A 16,594-nucleotide genomic window follows, 5' to 3' on the forward strand; every position below is an offset into this window, starting at 1 on the left:
AATGAAAAAAATTATCCGCTATCGCTTACTTGTTATAATGGTGATATTAACGAGTTTATTTGCTGGTGCTATTTGGTATTTTACCAAAGGTCATGCAACGGCTACGATTAAAAACATCCCAATAAATCAAGAATTCTCGGTATTAATGGCAACGCCTAAACATTCAGCCGAAGCTGCTGCAGTTATTGTTGCAACTAAAACCAATCATTTTACTCCACAACAACTCTTAGATCTCTCGCAAAAAACAGGAGCAAAATTAGTTCAATTTGAGTTAAAACCACAAGCAACTTGTCATGAACAGCTCAGCCGATTTAATTATGCGACCAAAATATTAAATGAAAGAAATTATGTTGTAGCAGGTATGCAAGAAGGTGCCGCATTTGCTTATCGTTGGTTAGCTCAACAGCAACAAGCGAATGCTAAAGCACTATCAATTGAATTTACGTTAGATCATAAAGATTGTGATGATCCATTACCTGCTCAAGCAAGCCATGGTACTTGGCAAGTCATTTGGAATAATCCACCAGAAGATCAAGTTGCGGTATTTCCTAGGCAACAAAAAAAGATTAATGTGACCACATCAATAGGTGAATATTTAGCATCACCAGTTGAATTATTAAGTTCACATTTATCATTTATTTTATTTGATGAACATAAAAACTTACCCGTTATAGCATTACCCACAAACGGGAACGACGTTCACCCCAATACTGTCACACTATATTATTCTGGTGATGGTGGATGGCGTGATCTGGATAAAGTGTCAGCCGAATATATGGCATCACATGGTTACGCAGTGGTGGGCGTTGATGCGCTAAAACTTTTTTGGCAACACCGTTCGGTTGAGCGAAGCGCTAAAGATCTAAGCGACTTAATGCAACAATACCGCCAAAAATGGGGAACTACTCAATTCATTCTTGCTGGCTATTCATTTGGTGGTGATATCTTACCGGCACTGTACAATCGTCTGTCAGCCACTGATCAAAAAAGCGTACAAGCTATAATTTTGCTCGCTTTCTCAAAAAGTGCAAACTTCGAGATTGAAATTAGCGGTTGGCTTGGTCAATCGGGTAATGAAATGCAAACGGCTGCTGAAGTAAACAAAATACCCGCCAATAAGTTATTTTGTATTTATGGGGCTGAAGAAAAAACAGACACAGGCTGCTTGCAACCAGAAATGAAAGGCGAAGCTTTTGAACTCCCCGGAGGACACCATTTTGACGAAAATTATCAACATTTAGGTCAAATTATGATGAATGCCATTGATAAGCGCATAAACTAATAAGATCTACGTTTTAGATAACAAAAAAAGAGGAGATTTCTCCTTTAATTTTTAAGATTAAAACAGTAATATAAATTAACCTATTTTTTTATTTTAATTTTTCTTTCGGATAATAAAACACCACAGAGCGTAAATAATGTGCCAAACGCAGCAAGCCAAGTAAACGGTTCATTCAACATAAGCACTGCCCCAATAATTGTTAAAATAGGAACCAGATAAAGATAAATACTAATTTTTACAGCCCCCACTAATTTCACCGCATAATTCCAAGATGCAAAGCAAATTGCAGATGCCCCAACGCCTAAAAATAGAATATTAAATAGATTGGTAGTATTGCTAAATCGGTCTAAATTCAGTTTAAAATCGAATAAATAAAGTGCAGGAAGCATGAGCAATAAACCATAAAAAAAGAATCGTCGGGTTAATAAAATGGTGTTATACCCTCGATTACTGCTTTTTTTAGTTAAGATCGAATAACATCCCCAAAACAAACAAGCAAGCATGGCAAGCAAATCGCCAAGAGGATTCATGGAAAGCACATATTTGCCATTAAAGCAGATTAACCCAACGCCAACCGAGGCAAATAAACAACCGATATAAAAACGTTTGGGTGGTGTTTCAGCCTTGAGAAAAAACATAGCTAATAGCGCAGTAAAAATGGGGGCTAATGTTGTGATAATTCCAACATTTGAAGCAGTAGTATAGGTTAATGCAATATTTTCACATAAAAAATAGCAGGTAATGCCACATAATCCAGCACAAAGAAAAATAAACTCTTGTTTTACTCCTTGCCAGACTAACAAACGCGGGCATAGAATCCAGAGAGTTACATAACCCAGTAAAAAACGAAAAAATAAAATCTCTATCGGTTTAAACTCAATTAATAATGTTTTGGTGGAAATAAACGTCGTTCCCCAAAAAAACACAGTCATTAATGCAATTAAATGCCCCTGTGTTCTTTTTGTTAATAACATATAGACCTCGAAACTTACAGCAATGTAGCCGTCTCTGAGTAAATTTTTAATCACCTTTTAAAGTGCATTGATAAATATATTAGGAATAATACAAAAATTATGTCCATTGCTCACTTGATATTGTTAAAAATAACGCTATTTAATAATATACATTTATACTAATGCTATGCTCTATTGTGTGCAAACAAATTAAAGTCGTTATAATGATAGATAAATATAAAGAAGGAAAATAATAGATAAAAAAAATCCACCCGAAATTCGAGTGGAGGGCAAAAAATGAAAAAACGTAATCTGTTAATATAGACAAGCAAAAACAGAAAAAGTTCAATTTAATTTCAGATATTTTTGAGTTTTTATAAAATTATTTTTTAACCATTTGATTTTTAATATTTATTTAATTAAATTTTTTTCAAAAAAAGTAAACTTTTTTGCTTTTTTAAAATAATACTTAATAACCTGCCACACTTTCTAGCAAATTTTCTTCAACATTTTTCATAAACTCTCATTTTCAGAAGAAACGGTATAATGTTTACAAAATGAGTAAAACTAAATTAGAAAAAACTTCATTGTTCAACCAAGACTAAGCCAACTTGTTTTCATCCTTGATTTCACCTATAATGCCCCGATATTGTATTACGTTACTTATCACAATTGGGGCTGATTCTGGATTCGACGGGATTTGCGAAACCCAAGGTGCATGCCGAGGTGCGGTTGGCCTCGTAAATAAACCGCAAAAAAATAGTCGCAAACGACGAAAACTACGCACTAGCAGCTTAATAACCTGCATAGAGCCTTCTCTCCCTAGCCTCCGCTCGTAGGACGGGGATAAAGAGGAGTCAAACCCAAACGAGATCGTGTGGAAGCCTTGCTTGGGGCGGAAGCATTAAACTTAATCAAGCTAGTCTATCGGTAGCGTGTTTGTCCGCAGCAGGTAGGCGAAATCTAAAGACAAACTACGCATGTAGTACCAAGGATGTAGAAATTTCGGACGGGGGTTCAACTCCCCCCAGCTCCACCAACCTATTATCTTACCAAGTCCAATAATATCTTTAAAAACCTTATAATTTCTGAATTATCAAGGTTTTTGGTGTTTTATTTGTCTATATTCATCAATAACGGTCTCATTAAATCTACGTTTTTTAGGTACTTAATTAGGTACCTTAAATATGCTTCTAATTTTTAAGGTACCCAAAATGAGGTTTTTATGGTCAGAATAGTAAAACCATTAACAGATACAGAAATCAAAACAGCCAAACCTAAAGACAAGGACTACACCTTACATGATGGTGAGGGATTACAATTAATTGTAACTCCTAAGGGAAAAAGCATTGGCAGTTTCGATATTACAGACCATTAACCAAAGGTCGTGCGAAATTAAGTTTAGGTTCTTATCCAAGTGTTAGTTTAGCCGATGCAAGAAAAACTAAGGATAAATATAGGGCTTTAGTTGCAAAAAATATAGATCCTCAAGTTCATCTTGAACAAGAGAAACAAAAATTGCTTAATCAAAAACAAAATACTTTCAAATCTGTTGCAAAAGATTGGTTTGAAGTCAAAAAAAACTAGAGTCAAAGAAGATACAGCAAAAGATATTTGGCGTTCCCTAGAATTGCATATTTTTAATTTAATCGGAAATATCCCAATAATTGATTTAAAACGTAAAATATTAGTAGATGCAATAAAGCCAATTGAACAAAAAGGATCTCTTGAAACAGTAAAAAGAATTTCACAAAGAATACATGAAATTTTTGTTTATGCCATGAATATTGGTATCATTGATGCTATTCCATCATCAGAATTAGGGAAAGTATTTCTATCACCCCAAAAGAAACATATGTTAACTATTTCTCCTAAAGATTTACCTGATTTAGTTAATGATATGATCTCAACAAATATAACATTATCTACAAGATTGTTATTTTTTTGGCAGCTACGCACAATGACAAGACCAAATGAATCAGCTGCAACCAAATGGAGTGAGATAGATATAGCTAATAAAGTGTGGGTAATTCCAGCAGAAAGAATGAAGATGGGTGTAGAATAAAAGATTCCATTGTCGCAACAAGCATTAAAAATTCTACATAAAATGCAACTAATCAGTTCAAATAGTCCATATGTATTTCCAAGTAATATTCATGTAAATAAGCCAATGAATAGTCAAACTGTCAATGCAGCATTAAAACGTGCAGGTTACACAGGGAAATTAGTTTCACATGGGTTAAGATCTATTGCAAGCACCGCTGCTAATGAATCAGGTAAATTTAATTCAGATATTATTGAAGCAGCCTTATCACATACCGATAAAAATACTATCAGAAGTTCATATAATCGTTCAGATTATTTTGAACAGCGTAAAGAATTAATGCAATGGTGGGCTGATTTTGTTTTTGATGATTTGAATTATCCATACAATGAAATGCTATTGATATAATAAAAATACATTACACATAGGATGATTCTAAATTTACATTTATATATATGTAACTTAAGTGGATGGACAAAATGATAAAATATCTAAACCATGAAATTATTAAATTTTATCAATATAAATTTTGTTTAAATCAATAATATTTGAATGACGATGGTTTAATGCATATAAATGATGTTATTAAATTAATCTCTGATTTTGAAATGAAGATTGTTTATGAAGATAAAGAAATAGGGGATAAAGATAAGAATTAAAAAAATACATTTTTTGAACAGAATTCTCTTGCTCATTTTACTATGCGTCTTAATGATTTAAAATACCTCTTGTTATATAGAAAACTAAAAGAGATAAAACAATATGACACTTCATTAATAGTTAAATTTTACCAAGATTTTTTCATTGGACACGGTTATATCAGAAAAGAAACTTATTATCATTTAAAGAAAAGGATTCATAAAACTAAACGAATTTTAAAAAAGCCATTCTTTTAGTTAAGACTAGAGAATATGTAAATGACAAAAATTTTGTATCAGTAAAGACTTTTCTTGAATCAAAAAAATTACCGAATAAATTATATGACTTAATTGATAATATTAAATACTTTTATGTCAACATTCCCTTATATAATATTTTGACGGGAGAAAATACGAAATTTGAATTTAAGGAAAACTGTCGTTATTTTGACGATTTCATAATGAATATTCCTGAGGATAAAAATTTAATATGTGGCGAATTTTTAGAAAAACATTTAAAATGAAACTTGCAGTTGGCTTATAAAAATTTTCTAGAAGAATATTATATATTATCCCTGCTGATTAAAAAAACTTTCAGCTGGTTACATAAACCTTCAAGTTCTTGCTCATATTCAGAATATAAAAATGCAAAAATATCATTTTCAGACATTAGATTAAGATTTTTAAATTGCTTAACCAATTTTTTGCCATTAGTAAAATTAGTATCTATGTATTCGGGGAATGTAGGTAATGAATTTTTATTTTGGTTATATTTTTCTAACAATGCTTTTTCTATGCTTTCAAAAGGAAGAAAATGAATATTATTTTTATTTTGGACATAACCATGATTACGTTGATCACCATCAAGTACAGTTATAACATTTCTACTATCTGAAAAAAATTCTTCATTTGAGTTACGCTCCATTAAATCTACAACATTTTTCGCACCTCCAATATAGATTATTTGATATTCATAAAATGTGTTTTTACAATGTAATCCTATTAAATAAATAAGAAAATTTTTTAATATTTTATCTTCAGTTAATATATATTTATCCCAACCCTTGAATCCAAATAAGATGCTTTTAATGTAGTTAAATGATTTGTTTTCAACTACAAGATTTTCTTCAATATTACTTAAATAAAATAACTCATCATCTTGCAATGTTTTCATTAAAGCTAGGGAATGTGTTGTAAATATAATATTAATTTGTTTTTCTTCACAATAATTGCGTAGAAAATTTATTAATTTTACTTGTGCTGCTGCATCTAAAGATATATCTATCTCATCGATAAATATACATTTACAATTATTCTCAATTTTCTTATATAAATTTATTAAAAAATATTCACCAGAACTAAAATAATCTTCTCTTATATATCTATAGTTAGATAGTACTAAACAATAATAAAAAGAATTTTTGATTTTTATTTGAACTAGATTATCAAATTTATTTGTAGAATAGACTGAGTTAAGAAAATGGATTAGATTGGATGGCGGTAGGTAATCTTTTAATACAATTGCTTTTCTTATGATTCGATCTAATCGACTGATGTTTTTAAAAAAATTAAATCTGTTACCATGAGGTGCTGCAAGTTCAACGTCTACAATGTTTTTTACATTTTCGTCAATAAGGTCTTTGCAATTTAAAAACCGAAGATTGGGTTCATAATTAAAATTATAAGTTATGTCTTTGATTTGATATTCAATTTTACTTTTCTCAGTGAATATGTATTCAGATGATGTTTTTATAAAAGTGTCTGTATATAATATATTTCTAATTGACTTAATTAATGTTGTTTTTCCAATGCCGTTTTTCCCTACAAGGCAAATTAATTTGTTTTTTCCCAATTCTAATGAAAATGAAGCATTTTTGACATGTTGAATATCAGTTAAATGAATTCTGAAACTCATATAATTAGCCTATTGATTGATTTAAAAACATATTTATGACAGTTGAACCATATTTCTTTTTTAATTTTTTAAGGTAATCATAATCAATAGTTTTTATGTAATTAAAAGTCCCAGATATTTGGTTAATACCTTTTTCATAATTTTTTTCTAAAAAATCATCAAATTTATTGCGGTCATTTAAATAAAGATATATAGCTGTTTCTATTTTTGTTTTTATCTTTTTATCGACTGAAATTTGACCATTAGGAAGAATTATTGCACCAAGTATTTTTACTTTATTTCCTTGATGATTGTATTTACTTTTTTTTGTATTTAACTGTATTCTACCACTGAATAAAATTTCTAATAATCTACTTATTTCAATTTCAACTTTTTGCAAATTTTCTTTCTCTAAAGATGAAAAAATTAAATCATCAGAATATCTAGTATATTTAATATTCAATTTTTGGCAGAAATCAGATAGTGAGTTGTCAAAGTCAAATAAAATCGAATTACTTAAATTTGGAGAGGTTGAGTATCCAACAGCTAAATAATTATTAATAGTAGTAAGAGTTATTATTCTGTCAATATGAGTTTCAATATCCTTTTTGACTACTGGAAACATATCGATATTTTTTTCAATAAGCTTTTTAATATCTTCACTTGTGATACTTGGAAAAAAGTGTTTAAGATCTGTTTGAAAGAAAAATTTACTGTTACGATGAACAATAAGCAAATCGTAAATGTTCACCCCTTTTCTGTAAGAGAAAACTACATTTTCGTTTATAGGTAAATAGTCAAATAAAAATAGATTTAAGAATGAATGGTAGACTTTAAAAGTTTTATTTGTCTTAACGATTTTATTGCTTATATGTTGAATATAATTTTCAACATTAGAAGATATGAAGTCCTGATAACTATATTTACCATGATACATAGAGTTAAAAAGCATTTCTAAACTGAGCTTGTCTTGAGACATGTCATATTCCTTCCAATCATTCTGTAAAAACTATTTGATATTAACATAAGTTTTAAAAGAGTAAATAATTGAAGGATAAGTTAAATTGATATAGAAATTTACAATGTGCGGTACAAGTTAGTTAATACCAAACTATACCGCATCAGTAAATGTATCTGATGGACCTGTAGAGGCCAGCTTATCGACTGGAGATACTCCTAGTCACTGGCATGTTTCTAGAATAATATATTCTATAATTTTAGTCAAAAGAAACATCAATAACAAAAAACTAATTGTTAATATGGCAAACCTCCTAAAAAATAATAAATTATTAAAATCATAATTATCACCTTTATTACTATTGATATTAAAGCTTATGTAATATAATGTCTTTCAATAAAATATGAATATTATGGTTTAAACTATTTGTTATAATTTGGTGTTAAAATAAAATATAGGTACTTTTTTGGGTGCTTTATATTTTAAATGAATTTAATTTAATATATATTTCAATCTGTTATAATTTAAATTCAACTCCCCCCAGCTCCACCAAATTATTTTTCCATAGCAATCCATTAAACATCTCAATTAATTGAAAAGTTGATAATTAATATTTATCCGTTTCCAACCTATCCAAATTAATCCTAGTAAATCTAACCCAAATTGGTACATTTTAGAATAGAATTCTATGTTACATAATTTCGTTTAATAATTTCTTTGTGACATATTGGAGGTGTATTGATAGGAAAATTAAAGAAGTCCCTAAACAATTTTGAGATGAAAACACTTACCTTAATACAAGTATTGACCCCCAACAAATCCCGCCTTGCTAATAACGATAAAAACGAAGAATGACGTATTTATAATCATTCCAATTATCTTGAACTGCGCAAGGAATTAATGACTTGGTGAGAGCGAAAGGTTTACAAAAGTTAAGGTGTCATATAATGGTAAATGTTATAATTTTATATATACAAAATAATTATTTTATTAAGGGAATTTACAGCATGATAAAAAGATACTTATCCATTCTATTGTTAGTATTGCCATCTTTAAATATTTCAGCTAATCAATATGACTGGTTTTCTCCCATGAAAGAAAATGGCTATCTTTCTTATAATGAATTAATTGGTTTAATAAACCAAAAAGAAAGCAATAAGGAAGCATATTTTTTTGGTTTTGGTTATTTAACTAGTATGATTCGTTCCATTTCAATGACAAAAACTGCATATAGAATAGAATTTCAGAATGAGCTTTATTGTCGACCACCATCTGAGTTAATTAAAGCCGATGACGAATTAGAATTACTCAAAAATTTTTATTCAAGATTAACTAATAGACAAAAAGAAATATATGAAGATTTGAATGTAGCAGCTATTTATATTCAAGCTTTAAAGTTAAAATATCCGTGTAAATAAAAATGATGCTGAAACAATCAAAAGAAATATTTTGTTGCTATAGATTTCTAATGAACAAATGAGACTTTGCCAGAGAGTAATGAATCACCATAAAAACTTTCTATTTTAATTAACATATCAGCATTTTGTCTTATTTGACAATAACTACCGATTATAGATGGTAGTTGATTGAAACTCAATTTCCTTTAATTCATGATAAGAATCATAGACAATTCTATGCCATTCAGTTGTGGCGACTATTTGTTCTAAATCAAATTTATTAGCTTGCCATACAAAACGGTTACCTGAATAAGTTTCAATCACATTAACATGACTCCAGCATAACTGAGATAATAAGTTTTCAAATTCTTCTAGCCAATCATCTGGCATAACGTACATCTCATTATACTCAGCAGCAAAATGAATAATATGTGAATATTTACTAAGTGCTTTATTGTTATACGGCAACGTAGCAAACATATCCCGACAAATATAGGCTCCATAAAGAGGAAGATGTTGTAAAACAGAGCGATTAAAGTTATCTAAAGCTTCATCATCACAGGCTGATGAGCATATGTACCCGTATATAATTGCCATTTTATTTAATCTTTTTAATTACAGCTTCAGGATTGAGTGAAAGTAATCGAGCAATATGCACAAACTCCACAACATCTAAACGGCGTTCTCCACTTTCAACCTTGGCAATAAAAGATTGTGGCCGATTTAATGCTTGTGCTAGTTTTTCTTGGGTTATGTTTTGCTTAATTCTTGCTTCTTTAAGTGCACGAATTACAAATTGATACTTTTCCGAGTAGATGGATGCCATAGCTTTTCTCAGTGATTTTTATTTATCAACTATCATCCAATTTTCGGATTATCCCAAAACGGGTTTTTATTTATGATTGGCTTCTTATTTTTATAGATATTATCTAAAATTGGATTAGTGTTTAAACCTAATAATCTTGAGATTAGAATAAACTCAACAACGTCTAGTTTTCTTTCCCCCATTTCGATTTTTGCAACAAAAGATTGGCAACGATTTAACGCTGAGGCTAATTGTCTTTGAGTAATTCCCTTAGCTGTACGCGCTTCTCGTAATGTTTTGATTAGATATTGATATTGTTCAGAATAAATAGACGTCATAATTACGTTCCTAAAAAAATCCTAAAATCGAATATCTATCATTTACTTAATTATCCCAAAATGGGATAATTAAGATTGTTTAATGAAAATAGTTAGGTAGATACTTATGATGAAACAAGACTGGCATCCTGCCGATATTATTGCTGCATTGAAAAAGAAAGGAACAACGCTATCTGCGTTATCTAGACAATCTGGCTATGCACCTTCAACGCTCTCTAATGCACTTGTTCGCCCATGGACAAAAGGCGAACTGATTATTGCCAATGAATTAGGTGTAGAGGCTAAACGGATTTGGCCCTCTCGTTATAAAAAGAAAATTCGGACATTTCGAATTAAAAAATGTGAATAGAAACAATTTAATATCTATTACGGACAATACTAAAAAGTCGGGTTCAATAAAATGCATGGCTTAAGGCTCGCTTATGCATAAACACGGTATGAAATACTAACAGGCTGGAGATCATCCAAAGCTGCTGGGCTATCAGGGAAAGAGCTCAGACCGGCGCAGCAGATCAAAGATCAATGGGCTCGGCAGGTAATTAGCAGGGAACTTGGGCATGAGCGGATTGAGGTGGTTAGGGTTTATTTGGGGGTAGGTAAAATAATCCATTAGCACAGTAAGGTGGAATTAAATGAGGTACAATAATCGGCTTGATTTATTGGCTACAGGTAATATTTATGATTCATTTGTTTTTATTAAAAACAATATTAATCTAATCGTTAAGATATCAACAATTAAAAGTGAAAGTACTTTTATTACACTTAGTTACATTCCGCTATTTACCAAATTTTGTTATAATTACAGCTAAAGATCTCCTTCTCAAGCGATCAACGTTGGTAAGGATAATGAAATTCCACCCTTTTAACTAAAGTTAGTTCAATTATACTACAGTTGTTAAAGTGATATTTATTTTAGGAAAAATAAGATGGAACAGCAAGTTATCAGTAAATATATCAAAGATGGTATTTTTAAAAAAATTATTCAATTCAATGAAGACAATAGCCGAATTACTTATTTTGATCATACTAAAAGCCGTAATTACAATAATCCTGAAGAGAGAGTACAAGCGGAAATCTATTGTCAACTCATATTAAAATATGGTTATCCTAAAGAACAAATTAAAAACTTTGTCTCTGTTACTATGGGAAGTACAACCAAAGAAGCAGATATTATTGTTTACTCTGATAAAGAATGTAAAAAACCTTATATTATTATTGAATGTAAAGAAGAAGAAGTATCAGAACAAGCATTTAAAATGGCAGAAGATCAGGCATTTTCTTATGCTTATGCTTTAGCTGGTGACACTAAATGGATTTGGATTACGTCACGTATTAAAAACACCTTCTTTAAATTTGATAAAAATAGCCAGAAAAAAGAAGATGCAACCGATATACCAAGCTATGGTGTTAACGAAATTGCACCTTATAAATTTGTTAAAGATGCTAAGAGTATTAAAGAACAAAAAGGACAACAGTTTTTTGACCTTTCTATTGTTACTGAAGATGAGCTAACGCATCGCTTTAAGCAAGCTCATAATGCGCTTTGGGCGGGAGGTCAACTTAATCCATCAGAAGCGTTTGACGAGCTCGATAAATTAATTTTTTGTAAAATTTGGGATGAAAGAAAGCCTAGAGAAAAAGGAAAACCTTACGATTTCCAAATCATTATCGAGAAAGGTGAGGATGAGAAAGAAACAAGAAGTAAAACAAATCAAGCATTACAAGAAAGAGTCTATGCTTTATATGAAGAAGGTAGAAAAAAAGATCCAGAGGTTTTTAAAGATAATATTCGGTTATCCGCTGAAAGAATTCGTACTATTGTTGAATACTTGCAAGATATCAACCTGAATAAAACCGATTTAGACAGCAAAGGACGTGCATTTGAAACCTTTATGGGATCTTTCTTTCGCGGTAATTTCGGACAATATTTTACACCTCGACCCATTGTAAAATTTATTGTAGATGTGTTACCTATCACACATGAGTCATTGGTATTAGATACCTCATGTGGTAGTGGTGGTTTTTTACTTCACGCCTTAGAAAAAGTACGCCGAGAAGCCGATACTTTTTATGATCAAGACTCTAAAGAACATTGGCGCCATTGGCATGATTTTGCCGAGAAAAACCTTTATGGCATCGAGATTAATGAACAGATAAGTCGTGCCGCTAAAATGAATATGATTATTCATGATGATGGGCATACTAATGTCATTACAGCAGATGGTTTATTAAGTGATAAAGCTTTGCAGGAATTCACAAAAAACCAAGGGTTTAAATATAACCGTTTTGATTTTATTATTACCAATCCACCTTTTGGTAGTGCGATAAAACAAAATGAAAAGGCGTATCTAACGCAATATAATTTTGGTATTTCAGATGTTTCTTGGCTAGATATAGCAAATACAAAAGTAAAAGCACGAGCAACACAAAGCACAGAAGTTTTATTTATCGAACAATGTTATTATTTTTTACAAGAATATGGTTATTTAGCTGTGGTCATTCCTGACGGGATTTTAACAAATAGTAGTTTGCAATATGTACGAAATCAAATAGAAGATTGGTATCGTATTGTTGCAGTTATTAGCTTGCCACAAACTGCCTTTACCGCAACAGGTGCGGGGGTAAAAAGCAGTGTTCTATTTTTACGTAAGTATCCAGAAAAATATACTAAGAATCTTCAACAAAAAAAAATAAAACTGCAAGATTTACTGAAAAAAGAAAAGAAATATATTCAGCAAGTTGAATACTTAGAAAGTAAGAGCCGTGAAATAACAAATAAAGTGATTGGTATAACATACGAAGAAGCAACGTTAGCGGAGTTCAAAAAAACCGAACGATACAAAGAATGGCGTCGTAAAATACAGGCTGAATGCCGTGACAAAATCAATACATTAAAAGAAGATATGGAAGCTCTCTATCTACAAAAAAAACAAGCGGATCTACCCGATTATTCGATTTTTATGGCGTTAGCTGAAGATGTCGGTTATGACGCAACAGGTAAAAATACCGGTAAAAATGAACTTGAATTTATTGGAACTGAATTAAAACGATTTATAAGTGATGAAGTTGATGGTGAACAATATGAGTAATTTTCAGGTATCTGCACATATTGATGCTAATAAAACTTTTTTACGTAAAAGAAGCGAATTAGAAGAGCGATGGGATCCTTATTTTTATAATCAAAAATTTAATATTTTTCTAAATCATCTTTCAAAAAATAATAAATTAATTAGATTTTCTTATTATATTGAGAGTATTACAAATGGCTTAGATCAGCGAGAATTTTTTGAATCAGGAATTCCATACTATAAGGTTGCAAATGTTCTTCATGGAAAATTAAGTAAAGAAAATATGCAATTTATACGGCTTTCTAATAATTTAACAAAAAATATAAAATTAGAAAAAAATAATATTTTATTAACAAGAAAAGGATCTTATGGAAGAGCTTATCGGGTACTGGAAAATAATGATGCGATTATTAGCTCAGAAATTTTTAATATTAAATTGAAAGATTCTAAATATGCTGAATTTATAGAAATTTATCTAAATTTATATTTTGGTCAGATACAGTTTGAGCGACATAAGATTGGTGCAATTATGGGCAGCTTATCTCAGATGGCAGTCAAAAATATCTTTGTACCAAAAATAGAGAATATTCCCATTAAAAAAATATGTACCCTATATCAAGAATGTAATGTAAAAAAACAACAAAAAGAACAAGAAGCTCAAAATCTTTTAGATTCCATTGATGACTATTTAATGGAAGAATTGGGGATTGAATTACCTGAAGTTGATAATAGTTTAGAAAGTCGAGTGTTTCAAACTACTTTTAGTGAAATAACTGGAAAAAAATTTGATGCTTTTGGGACAAAAAATTATTTAAATAAAATGAAATCTAGAAAATACGAGGAGATTAATCTTTCTACTGTGGCATATTTAGAGAAGGGGATATCAATTACTTCTAATTCAATTACCTCTGGAAAATATCCTGTTATAGCAGGAGGACAAAGCTCGCCCTATAATCATAATGAGTATAATCATATTGGTAATGTTATTACAATAAGCGCATCTGGCGCTTATGCAGGATTTGTTTGGTACCATTCTACCCCTATCTTTGCTTCAGATTGTACAAAAGTGTTTTCAAAAGATGAAAAACAGATTACGACACCATATATTTATGAAATATTGAAGCTTAAACAACAAGATATATATAACCTTCAAGTTGGAGCAGGACAACCACATGTTTATTCAAGTGATTTATCTAAAATATTAATCCCTTTAGTTGATTTTAAAAAACAAAACAAAATCGTTGCTCATATTCAATCGATTCGAGAACAAGCCAAACAACTTCAAAACGATGCCCAACAACAATTTGAAGAAGCGAAAAAAGAAATCGAACAAATGATTTTGGGAGAGCATTAAGAATGATTTTACGAGGGATTTTGGAACAATCACTAGGTAATCAATTGTGCATTCGTGGCTTTGCACCGCTGCAAGAGCTAGCAAGATTATCTAAAGCAGATGAGACTTACCAAAGAGATTTTATCAAAGAAAGAGAAAAAGATCTTAAAGAATATTTAGAAACTGAAGAATATATCTTTTTTTCCGAAGTGATTTTAGGATGTAAAATACGGCAAAAAGTGACAAATGGGGATGCATTAATATTTGAGCAAATATTGGAAGGGCTCAACAATTCATTCGCTTCGAGATTTAAAAAAAATTTTAAATCAAACATAGATAATATAGAGCTGAAAATCAAAAATATTCCTTACAGAAACGCGATAGATGTGCGAGGGAATAATAATATACAACTTATAGAGTTGATCATTCCCAATAAATTAATTGAAAGCCGTCCCTTATCGCGTATTGATGGCAATCATCGATTATCTGTTGCAGAATCATCAAAAAATACTACTGTCGCATTAAAAAACACCCCTTTTTGTATTATATTGGGCCAAGTTTCAGTGTCTGAATATATCGATGAAACAGGTAGCCGCCAAATAAAAATAGAAGACCTAAATCAAAAAGCAGAACGTGTTATTTTTAACAATATTAATGCTAAAGCTATACCTCTGACTATAGAAGAAAACCTTAAAGCAATTATCTCCACACAAGATGAAATATTCTCCGATAGTGATTTAAAAGACAAGTTTGGTTGGTCATTTTATGCGATTCGACAGCTACAAAAGCAATATTTGACCGGGGATTTGTCCGAAATATTTCCTCATTTGGGCGGTGATTTTCACAAGCTATTATTGACTTTTTCTAAGAAGATTATTGAATTAGCTTTAAGTAAAAAAATAATCCAAGAAAGCGACTCTGATATTATAAAAATTAAAAAAGCTATGCAAGAAACTAACCAAGCAATTGGCAATTTATCTTTAGGTCAGATATCTGTCGACCTTGTTGTCGCGTGCGTTTATATTGCATTATCAAAGATGAATTTAAGCATTTTTACTGATTGGCTGAGTAAGAATCACATCACTCAATTACCAAATATTGATTCCAATGCATTAATTGATATTTATGAAAAGATAAGAGAATCAAAGAGAAAACAGGTTTTTATTTCTATGCAATTTTCCCCCGATACAGAATGTCATCATAATGCAATTAAAGATGCTGTTAATGAAGTAAATACAAAATACCAACAAGATATAAAAATCAAACACATTAGAATTGATGAACTTACTGAAGGGTATTCATATGATATTAATAGCCAAATTTTAGAACTAATCGAAGATAGCGGCTTACTTATTGCTGATATTAGTCATTATAATGGCAATGTGTATCATGAAATTGGTTATCTAATGGGATTAAATAGAGGTAAAGGATTAAAACACGAAAATTTTCTTTTAATTAAAAGTGATGCAGATAAATTTAAAGACAATAAAGTTGGATTCAATTTAACATCAATTAAACAAATTCGATTTACAGATACCAATCAATTGAGAAAAGATCTAGTTGAGAATTTATTAGCTTATTACCTGATAAAATAAGGGGGAATCACTTTTATTGATTGATATTGATTAGTGCTCACATCGTGTTGCACACTGGTGAGCATTTTAACTGGAATATGCAATAATTGTTGAGAACGAGTAACAATATAAATAACTGTGGTAATATAAAAAATAATTCCAGCAATAAAATAATATTGATTAAATGCAAGACAAAGTATTATAAAACAGAAAAATAAGCTTAAAGCGGTGTTCAAAAATCGATTTTTATTTAAATAAGCACTAATATTTTTCCACATAGTATTTTTTACCCATATGTAGAGTTAAGTTC

Annotated in this window: 16 protein-coding genes, 1 other RNA gene and 1 pseudogene; 11 read left to right on the forward strand and 7 right to left on the reverse strand. The window is 30.4% G+C overall.

Features of this window, described 5'->3' with window-relative positions:
- Position 1 precedes the first annotated feature (1 nt).
- Positions 2-1,282 carry a virulence factor family protein gene (locus ACKJXD_RS09585; protein ID WP_430876161.1) on the forward strand — a complete coding sequence of 427 codons (1,281 nt, stop codon included), beginning with the start codon at positions 2-4 and terminating at the stop codon, positions 1,280-1,282.
- An 80-nt stretch (positions 1,283-1,362) separates the two neighbouring features.
- Here the strand turns inward: ACKJXD_RS09585 and ACKJXD_RS09590 are convergent, their stop codons facing one another.
- A complete protein-coding gene (locus tag ACKJXD_RS09590) occupies positions 1,363-2,256 on the reverse strand; it encodes a DMT family transporter (RefSeq protein ID WP_294829289.1) in 894 nt (297 codons plus the stop codon).
- A gap of 653 nt (positions 2,257-2,909) precedes the next feature.
- Here ACKJXD_RS09590 and ssrA point away from each other — a divergent pair.
- The 5 genes and pseudogenes from ssrA (at position 2,910) to ACKJXD_RS09615 (ending at position 4,687) form a co-directional block, all read left to right on the forward strand.
- Positions 2,910-3,274, forward strand: a transfer-messenger RNA (tmRNA) gene (gene ssrA / locus ACKJXD_RS09595).
- Positions 3,275-3,460: 186 nt separating this feature from the next.
- A complete protein-coding gene (locus tag ACKJXD_RS09600) occupies positions 3,461-3,613 on the forward strand; it encodes a hypothetical protein (protein ID WP_430876162.1) in 153 nt (50 codons plus the stop codon).
- Positions 3,614-3,633: 20 nt separating this feature from the next.
- Positions 3,634-3,822 (forward strand): annotated as a pseudogene (locus tag ACKJXD_RS09605) (integrase arm-type DNA-binding domain-containing protein); the annotation flags it as partial.
- Positions 3,803-4,300 carry a phage integrase central domain-containing protein gene (locus ACKJXD_RS09610; RefSeq protein ID WP_430876163.1) on the forward strand — a complete coding sequence of 166 codons (498 nt, stop codon included), beginning with the start codon at positions 3,803-3,805 and terminating at the stop codon, positions 4,298-4,300. The pseudogene ACKJXD_RS09605 and the gene ACKJXD_RS09610, both read left to right, overlap by 20 nt.
- Before the next feature lie 9 nt (positions 4,301-4,309).
- The gene (locus ACKJXD_RS09615) at positions 4,310-4,687 is read left to right on the forward strand and encodes a tyrosine-type recombinase/integrase (RefSeq protein WP_430876164.1); all 378 of its coding nucleotides are present in this window, start codon (positions 4,310-4,312) and stop codon (positions 4,685-4,687) included.
- A 792-nt stretch (positions 4,688-5,479) separates the two neighbouring features.
- On the opposite strand, the gene ACKJXD_RS09620 is transcribed toward ACKJXD_RS09615, so the two are convergent.
- Positions 5,480-6,832 (reverse strand): AAA family ATPase, encoded by a 1,353-nt coding sequence (locus tag ACKJXD_RS09620; RefSeq protein WP_430876165.1) that lies wholly within the window; start codon positions 6,830-6,832, stop codon positions 5,480-5,482.
- Positions 6,833-6,836: 4 nt separating this feature from the next.
- Entirely contained in the window at positions 6,837-7,790 is a 954-nt protein-coding gene (locus ACKJXD_RS09625; RefSeq protein ID WP_430876166.1) for a reverse transcriptase domain-containing protein, read from the reverse strand.
- A gap of 926 nt (positions 7,791-8,716) precedes the next feature.
- On the opposite strand from ACKJXD_RS09625, the gene ACKJXD_RS09630 reads away from it, so the two are divergent.
- Positions 8,717-9,187: a hypothetical protein gene (locus tag ACKJXD_RS09630; RefSeq protein ID WP_430876167.1), complete on the forward strand. Its 471-nt coding sequence runs from the start codon at positions 8,717-8,719 to the stop codon at positions 9,185-9,187.
- Positions 9,188-9,331: 144 nt separating this feature from the next.
- Here ACKJXD_RS09630 and ACKJXD_RS09635 read toward each other — a convergent pair whose 3' ends face one another.
- Genes ACKJXD_RS09635 through ACKJXD_RS09645 form a run of 3 tightly spaced genes read right to left on the reverse strand, consistent with a single transcriptional unit; the run spans position 9,332 to position 10,309 of the window.
- Positions 9,332-9,763 (reverse strand): hypothetical protein, encoded by a 432-nt coding sequence (locus ACKJXD_RS09635; RefSeq protein ID WP_430876168.1) that lies wholly within the window; start codon positions 9,761-9,763, stop codon positions 9,332-9,334.
- Between the two features lies 1 nt (position 9,764).
- Positions 9,765-9,992 carry a helix-turn-helix domain-containing protein gene (locus tag ACKJXD_RS09640; RefSeq protein ID WP_430876169.1) on the reverse strand — a complete coding sequence of 76 codons (228 nt, stop codon included), beginning with the start codon at positions 9,990-9,992 and terminating at the stop codon, positions 9,765-9,767.
- Positions 9,993-10,024: 32 nt separating this feature from the next.
- The gene (locus ACKJXD_RS09645) at positions 10,025-10,309 is read right to left on the reverse strand and encodes a helix-turn-helix domain-containing protein (protein WP_430876170.1); all 285 of its coding nucleotides are present in this window, start codon (positions 10,307-10,309) and stop codon (positions 10,025-10,027) included.
- A gap of 106 nt (positions 10,310-10,415) precedes the next feature.
- Here ACKJXD_RS09645 and ACKJXD_RS09650 point away from each other — a divergent pair, with 106 nt between their 5' ends.
- The 4 genes from ACKJXD_RS09650 (at position 10,416) to ACKJXD_RS09665 (ending at position 16,305) form a co-directional block, all read left to right on the forward strand.
- Complete coding sequence (locus tag ACKJXD_RS09650; protein WP_430876171.1) at positions 10,416-10,658, forward strand: helix-turn-helix domain-containing protein; 243 nt, start codon at positions 10,416-10,418, stop codon at positions 10,656-10,658.
- Between the two features lie 577 nt (positions 10,659-11,235).
- Positions 11,236-13,398 (forward strand): restriction endonuclease subunit M, encoded by a 2,163-nt coding sequence (locus ACKJXD_RS09655; RefSeq protein WP_430876172.1) that lies wholly within the window; start codon positions 11,236-11,238, stop codon positions 13,396-13,398.
- Complete coding sequence (locus tag ACKJXD_RS09660) at positions 13,391-14,731, forward strand: restriction endonuclease subunit S (protein ID WP_430876173.1); 1,341 nt, start codon at positions 13,391-13,393, stop codon at positions 14,729-14,731. Before ACKJXD_RS09655 ends, ACKJXD_RS09660 begins: the two co-directional genes overlap by 8 nt.
- A gap of 20 nt (positions 14,732-14,751) precedes the next feature.
- Entirely contained in the window at positions 14,752-16,305 is a 1,554-nt protein-coding gene (locus ACKJXD_RS09665) for a hypothetical protein (protein WP_430876174.1), read from the forward strand.
- Here the strand turns inward: ACKJXD_RS09665 and ACKJXD_RS09670 are convergent.
- On the reverse strand, positions 16,290-16,562 hold the full coding sequence (locus tag ACKJXD_RS09670) for a hypothetical protein (RefSeq protein WP_430876175.1): 273 nt from the start codon (positions 16,560-16,562) through the stop codon (positions 16,290-16,292). The two genes, ACKJXD_RS09665 and ACKJXD_RS09670, sit on opposite strands and share 16 nt — an antisense overlap.
- Positions 16,563-16,594: the final 32 nt, after the last annotated feature.

The organism is Gilliamella sp. G0441, assembly GCF_050589305.1.
Classification (GTDB): Bacteria; Pseudomonadota; Gammaproteobacteria; order Enterobacterales; family Orbaceae; genus Gilliamella.